Genomic DNA, 5,255 nt, shown 5'->3' on the forward strand with positions numbered 1-5,255 from the left:
CCACACCGACCCACCTCAGCAGCGAACACCTCCGACTCCCCCAACAACCCCACCGCCATACCCACCCACTGCGACCCCTGCCCCGGAAACACGAAAACAGTCTTTCCGGGCTGCCGTGCGGCACCCCGAATCGCCGACCGCTTCGGCTTCACCGGCGTTGTCGGCACCGCCGGCACCGCCGGCTCCGTCTGCTGTGCCAGCTGGGAGATCAGGTCGTCGCGACTCGTTGCGAGGATGACCGAGCGGTGGTCCATCAGCGAACGCCCCGTTGCCAACGACCAAGCGAGATCGGTCAGTTCGGCATGCTCCCGGCCGGGTGCCGTGAGGAAGTCTCCGAGCTTGCGTGCCTGTGCCTTCAGGGCGTCCTCGTCCCGCGCGGAGAGCAGCACCGGAAGGACCGGCAGTTCGGGACCAGCGGGACCAGCAGGACCAGCGGGACCAGCGGGACCAGCGGGACCAGCGGTAACGGCAGGAGCGTCGGAAGGTACGGCCGGCGTCGTGGTGTCGCGGGCCGTCGCCTCGGACGGCTCCCCGGCCTCCTCGATGATGACGTGGGCATTCGTGCCGCTGATACCGAACGACGAGATCCCGGCCCGCCGCGTCCGCTCCCCGCGCGGCCAGGGTGCCGCCTCCGTCAGAAGCGATACGGCGCCCGAGGCCCAGTCCACATGCGGCGACGGCTCGTCCGCGTGCAGCGTACGAGGCAGTTCGTCGTGGCCCAGCGCCATCACCATCTTGATGACGCCCGCGACGCCTGCGGCTGCCTGGGTGTGTCCGATGTTCGACTTGACCGAGCCGAGGTGCAGCGGCTGATGCTGCTCCCGCTCCTGGCCGTAGGTGTTGAGCAGTGCCTGTGCCTCGATGGGGTCACCGAGTGCGGTGCCGGTGCCGTGGGCCTCGACGGCGTCGACGTCCGAGGCGGAGAGTCCCGCGTTGGCCAGGGCCTGGCGGATCACCCGCTGCTGTGACGGGCCGTTCGGTGCTGTCAGGCCGTTCGACGCGCCGTCCTGGTTGACCGCGGAGCCCCGCACCACGGCCAGCACCCGGTGGCCGTTCGCCTGTGCGTCCGACAGTCGCTCCAGAAGCAGCAGTCCGACGCCCTCGCTCCATCCCGTGCCGTCGGCGTCGGCCGAGAAGGGCTTGCAACGGCCGTCGGGGGCCAGTCCGCGCTGTCGGCTGAACTCGATGAAGGTCGTGGGCGTGGACATGAAGGCCACGCCACCGGCGAGCGCCATGGTGCACTCGCCGGAGCGGAGTGCCTGGGCGGCCAGGTGCAGTGCCACGAGTGAGGACGAGCAGGCGGTGTCGATGGTGACCGCCGGGCCTTCGAGCCCGTACGTGTACGAGACACGTCCGGAAGCGACGCTCGCCTGGTTGCCCGCGAGCAGGAATCCCTCGAACCCGTCGGGTGCGCTGTGGAGCCTGGACGCGTAGTCGTTGTACATGACACCCGTGAAGACGCCGGTGCGGGTGCCCCTGAGGCTCTCGGGGGCGAGTCCGGCGCGCTCGAAGGTCTCCCAGGCCGTCTCCAGCAAGAGCCGGTGCTGCGGGTCGGTGGCGAGTGCCTCGCGCGGGCTGATCCCGAAGAACTCGGGATCGAAGTGGTTCCCGTCGTACAGGAATCCGCCGCGGGACGTGTAGACCTTGCCCTGCTTCTGCGGGTCCGGGTCGTACAGTCCCGCCACGTCCCATCCGCGGTCCTCGGGGAACGTACCACCCGCTTCGCGGCCGTCGGCGACGAGCCGCCACAGGTCCTCGGGGGTGCTGACACCTCCCGGGTACCGGCAGCTCATGGCGGTGATCGCGATCGGTTCGTCGTCGGTGCCCCGCTGCCGGTCGGGGGCCGTCCCGGCGGCGCCGCTCGAGACGGTGCCCAGCTGTTCCTCCAGGTGACGGACCAGGGCGAGGGGGGTCGGGTGGTCGAACACGAGGGTGGTGGGGAGCTGCATTCCGGCGGCGGATCCCAGCCGGTTGCGCAGTTCCACAGCAGTGAGGGAGTCGAAGCCGAGTTCCTTGAAGGCGCGTTGCGCGTCCAGCGTCTCGTGGGTGGCGTGCCCGAGCACGGTGGCCACCTGTGTGCGTACGAGGTCGAGCAGTGCCTCGTGGCGGTCGGCTTCCGGGAGTGCGGCGAGCCGTTCGGCCAGGGATGCGTCCGTTCCGGTGCTCGCCGCTCGGCGCACGGGCCGACGCACGAGGGCACGGAACACCGAGGGGAGCGTGCCGGCGGTTGCCTGGGCACGGAGTGCGGGCAGGTCGAGCGTGGCCGGGGCCAGGAACGGGGTGCCGAGCCGGGACGCAGTGTCGAAGAGTTCCACTCCGAGCTCGGAGGGCAGCGCGGCCACACCTGAACGGTTCATCCGCGACAGGTCGGCCCGGTCCAGGTGACCGGTCATACCGCTGCTCTGCGCCCACAGGCCCCAGGCCAGCGAGGTGCCCGGCAGTCCCTGGGCGTGCCGGTGGTGGGCGAGGGCGTCCAGGAAGGTGTTGGCCGCGGCATAGTTCGCCTGGCCCGCGTTACCGAGGGTGCCGACGATCGAGGAGAAGAGCACGAATGCCGTGAGCGGGCGGTCCGGGTCCCGGGTCAGCTCGTGCAGATTCCACGCACCGTCGACCTTGGGGCGCAGAACGGTGTCGAGGCTCTCCTGTGTGAGGGACTCGACGGTGGCGTCGTCGAGGACGCCCGCGGTGTGGACGACGGCGGTCAGCGGATGCTGCGGGGGGATGACGGCGAGCAGCCCGGCCAGCGCGTCGCGGTCGGCGATGTCGCAGGCCGCGGTGGTCACCGTGGCTCCGAGCGCGGTCAGTTCGGTGTCGAGCTCGGCGGCGCCCTCGGCCGCCGGGCCCCGTCGGCTGACGAGAAGGAGCCGTCGGATGCCGTGAGCTGTGACGAGGTGCCTGGCGAAGAGCCGGCCCAGGGTGCCGGTCGCACCGGTGATCAGTACGGTGCCGTCCATGTCCGCGGCAGCGATGGGCGAGGTGCCGCCCGGGGCGGGTTCCGTGTCGCGGTCCGGGGCGGTCGGCCACACGGAAGTGCCGGTGACCGGGGTCAGCCTGGGTGCCAGCAGGGTGCCTGCGCGGAGGGCGAGTTGGGGCTCACCTGTCCGGACGGCGGCGCGCACCGCCTCGTCCAGCCCGTCGACCCCGTCCGTCCTCTCTGCCCTGCCCGTCACGTCTCCCACATCGAGGAGGACGAAGCGGCCCGGGTGCTCGGACTGTGCGGTACGGATCAGTCCCCAGGCAGCCGCCGCGGCGAGGTCGGTGACGTCCTCGCCACCGGCCGCGGCCACGGCCCCCCGGGTGACCAGCACAAGCGGACCGGCTGGCGGGGCGTCGGGGTCCTCGGCCGTGATCCGCTCCTGTACGAGGTTCAGCACCCGGCCGACGACGGAGTGCACCTGCTCGGGAACACGGCCGGTGGCGTCGCCGGTCGAGCCGTCCGTCACACCGCCCGTCACGTCACCCGTCGCGTCACCCGTCATCGCTGCGCCGATGGGTACCCATTGCGCGGCTTCGGCTTCCCCGGACTCCTGGCTGGGCGGCACGGTGACGGTGGTCCACTCCAGGCCGTGGAGGGAATCGAGTCCCCTGTCGGGCGTGCGGTTCAGCAGCTCGCCCACGACCGGCCGGAGCACCAGCGATTCGACGGTGAGGACGGGGGCACCCGCCGGGTCGAAGGCCGCCAGGGCCACCGTGTCCCGGCCGGCCGGTGACAGACGCACACGGAGCGTCGTGGCACCTGTCGCGTGGAGATGTACGCCGGTCCAGGCGAACGGCAGCCGGGGCGGTTCCGGGTCCGTGCCGGTCGGCCGGTCCACCAAGGGGTGCAGCACTGCGTCGAGGAGGGCGGGGTGCACGCCGAACGTCTCGGCATCGGTGGTGAGTTCCTCAGCGAGGCCGACCTCCGCGTACAGCTCGTCGCCGTCTCGCCAGACGGACCTGACGCCCTGGAAGAGCGGTCCGTACTCGTATCCCTGCCCGTCCAGGCGTCCGTACAGTTCGCCCGTGTCGACGGGGCGTGCACCCGCCGGGGGCCAGGACGCGGGCGCGGCGAGGGACACTTCCGGTTCCGCATCGGCCAGCACACCCGAGGCGTGGCAGGTCCATGCCCGCTCCGGACCGGGCGGCCGGGAGTGCACGGTGACCGCCCGTCGTCCGGTGCCTTCGTCGGCGCCGAGAACCACCTGGATCTGGACGCCCTCCTCACCGGTCAGGACGAGAGGGGACTGGAGGGTCAGTTCCGCCAGGTACGGGACTCCCTGCCTCGCTCCGGCGTGCAGCGCGAGTTCGACGAAGGCGGTGCCGGGGAGCAGCACCGTGCCCTGCACCGCGTGGTCGACGAGCCAGGGGTGCGTACGCGTGGAAAGCCGCCCCGTGAGCGCGACCGCACCACCGTCGGCCAGCGCCACCTCGGCGCTCAGCAGCGGGTGTTCGGCGCTGTCCAGGCCGAAGAGCGACGCGTCACCGCCGGGGGCCGGGCTCTCCAGCCAGTACCGCTGCCGCTGGAAGGCGTACGTCGGCAGGTCCGCGGGAGAGGTCGTCATCGATGCGGCTGTCATGCCTGCGCCGGCGAAGACCTCCCGCCAGTCGACGGTGGCGCCCCGCACATGGGCTTCGGCGAGCGAGAGCAGGAAGCGGCGCAGATCGCCCCTGGAGCGCCGGAGCGAGCCGACGGCGACACCCGGCACGGGCAGCTCGACGCCGTCCAGGGTGTCCTGGACGGCCAGGGTCAGCACCGGGTGCGGGCTCGACTCGATGAAGAGGCTCTCGCCACGGTCCGCGAGCGCGCGTACGGCCTCCTCGAAACGAACGGTGTGCCGCAGGTTGCGGTACCAGTAGTCGGCGTCCAGCTCCTGGGCGGCGGGAAGCAGACCGCCGGTCAGGGTCGAGTAGAAGGGCACTTCGGGTGTGCGCGGGGTGACGGGGGCCAGCAGGCTCAGCACGTCGTCGCGGATGGCTTCGACATGCATCCCGTGGGAGGCGTAGTCGACGGTGACGCGCTTCGCCCGTACCTCGTCGGCCTCGCACACGGCGAGCAGCTCGTCCAGCGCTTCCACATCGCCCGAGACGACGGTGGTGGAGGGCCCGTTGATCGCGGCGATGCCGATCCTGTCGCCCCACCGGGCGATCCGGGTCCGCGCGTCCCCGGCCGACAGCGGGAGCGAGACCATGCCGCCCTGTCCGGCCAGGGCCACGATGGCCCGGCTCCGCAACGCCACCACCCGCGCCGCGTCGTCCAGACTCAACGCCCCCGCCAC

1 protein-coding gene is annotated in these 5,255 nt (G+C 71.8%); it reads right to left on the reverse strand.

The genetic code is table 11. The features are described from left to right. On the reverse strand, positions 1 to 5,243 hold a 5,243-nt coding region (locus ACGFU7_RS47510), incomplete at its 3' end, for an SDR family NAD(P)-dependent oxidoreductase (RefSeq protein WP_393704991.1). Between the last annotated feature and the right edge of the window lie 12 nt (positions 5,244 to 5,255).

Origin of the sequence: Streptomyces sp. NPDC048473 (genome assembly GCF_043200155.1) — a bacterium.
In the GTDB taxonomy this organism is placed as follows: Bacteria; Actinomycetota; Actinomycetes; order Streptomycetales; family Streptomycetaceae; genus Streptomyces.